Annotated in this window: 1 protein-coding gene; it reads left to right on the forward strand. The window is 40.9% G+C overall.

The window, feature by feature from the left end:
- Nucleotides 1–102: 102 nt before the first annotated feature.
- On the forward strand, nucleotides 103–1,650 hold the full coding sequence (locus ASL19_RS06245; RefSeq protein WP_057177677.1) for an AAA family ATPase: 1,548 nt from the start codon (nucleotides 103–105) through the stop codon (nucleotides 1,648–1,650).
- Nucleotides 1,651–1,930: the final 280 nt, after the last annotated feature.

Below are 1,930 nucleotides of genomic sequence, written 5' to 3' on the forward strand. Positions count from 1 at the left end.
TAAATGAAAAGCTCCTCACCTGTTGGGGAGCTTTTTTATGGGGTAACAAGTGAAGAAGTTCTAGAATAAAGTTGTTAAGGTTATTTTTTTAAAAACTCCACCATGGCTAAACACTTTAACACTGCTGGTCCTTGTCAATCTGATATCCACTATATGCTCTCCCCCACCGCTCGCTTACCGGATTTGAAAGCGCTAATTGATGGTCGTAATTACTTTATCATTCATGCACCGCGACAAGTAGGGAAAACCACGGCTATGATAGCTCTTGCTCAAGAATTGACTGATAGTGGTCAATACACCGCAGTTATGCTATCCGTGGAAGTAGGGTCAGGATTTTCCCATAATCCCCAGCAAGCGGAGCAGGTTATTTTACAAGAATGGAAACAGGCAATTAGGTTTTACTTACCCAAAGAACTACAACCATCCTATTGGCCAGAGGGTGAAACAGACTCAGGAATAGGCAAAACTTTAAGTGAGTGGTCTACCCAATCTCCAAGACCTCTTGTAATCCTTTTAGATGAAATTGATTCCCTAACAGACGAAGCTTTAATCTTTATTTTAAGACAATTACGTTCAGGTTTTCCCCGTCGTCCCCAGGGGTTTCCCCATTCGGTGGGGTTAATTGGTATGAGGGATGTGCGGGACTATAAGGTTAAATCCGGTGGAAGTGAAAGACTCAATACCTCTAGTCCTTTCAATATCAAGGCCGAATCTTTGACTTTAAGTAATTTTACTTTGCCAGAAGTAGAAGAACTTTACTTACAACATACACAAGCTACGGGACAGGTGTTTACCATAGAAGCAATTCAACAGGCATTTTATTTAACTGACGGACAACCGTGGTTAGTAAATGCCCTAGCTCGTCAAGCTACACAAGTTTTAGTGAAAGATATAACCCAACCCATTACCGTTGAAGTCATTAACCGAGCCAAAGAAATTCTAATTCAGCGCCAGGATACTCATTTAGATAGTTTAGCAGAGCGATTACGGGAAGATAGGGTCAAAGCCATTATTCAACCCATGTTATCTGGATCCGATCTACCAGATACCCCGGAGGATGATCGCCGGTTCTTGCTAGATTTAGGCTTGGTAAAGCGCAGTCCTTTGGGTGGACTAACCATTGCCAATCCCATTTATCAGGAAGTGATTCCTCGTGTTTTGTCCCAGGGTAGTCAGGATAGTCTACCCCAAATTCAACCCACTTGGTTAAATCCTGACAATACTTTAAATCCTGACAAACTATTACATGCTTTCTTAGAATTTTGGCGACAACATGGAGAACCACTACTCAGAAGTGCACCCTACCATGAGATTGCTCCCCATTTAGTGTTAATGGCATTTTTACATCGAGTAGTGAATGGTGGTGGCACCTTAGAGCGAGAATATGCTATTGGTTCTGGAAAGATGGATATTTGTTTACGCTATGGCCAAGTGGTGATGGGCATAGAGTTAAAGGTGCGGAGAGAAAAGTTAGATCCGTTAAGCAAGGGTTTAACCCAACTGGATAAATACCTGGATGGATTAGGATTAGATACAGGTTGGTTAGTGATTTTTGATCGTCGTCCCGGATTACCACCCATGGGAGAGAGAATTAGTACGGAGGAAGCTATTAGTCCAAGGGGACGCACTATTACCGTCATTCGTAGTTAGGGCGATTGCTATTGTTGTTTCAATGATTAATATTGAGTTTAATTTCTCAACCTAAATTATAAACTTGTCTACACACATATAAAATACCTCCAGGAGGCGAAAACCCCTACCACATATAGGAAAATCCCTAATTGGCAAAATTATTAAAAATTTTGTAGAAACCCCTTTACAAAACTAAACATCTGTCTTAACATAAGTTCATAAGGTAGAAACACCTACCTGAACATACATAAACCTTCGGTTAAACCGCATTTATAAAAACATGACCACCACCATTCAA

Source organism: Cylindrospermopsis sp. CR12, from assembly GCF_001432185.1.
In the GTDB taxonomy this organism is placed as follows: Bacteria; Cyanobacteriota; Cyanobacteriia; order Cyanobacteriales; family Nostocaceae; genus Raphidiopsis; species Raphidiopsis raciborskii.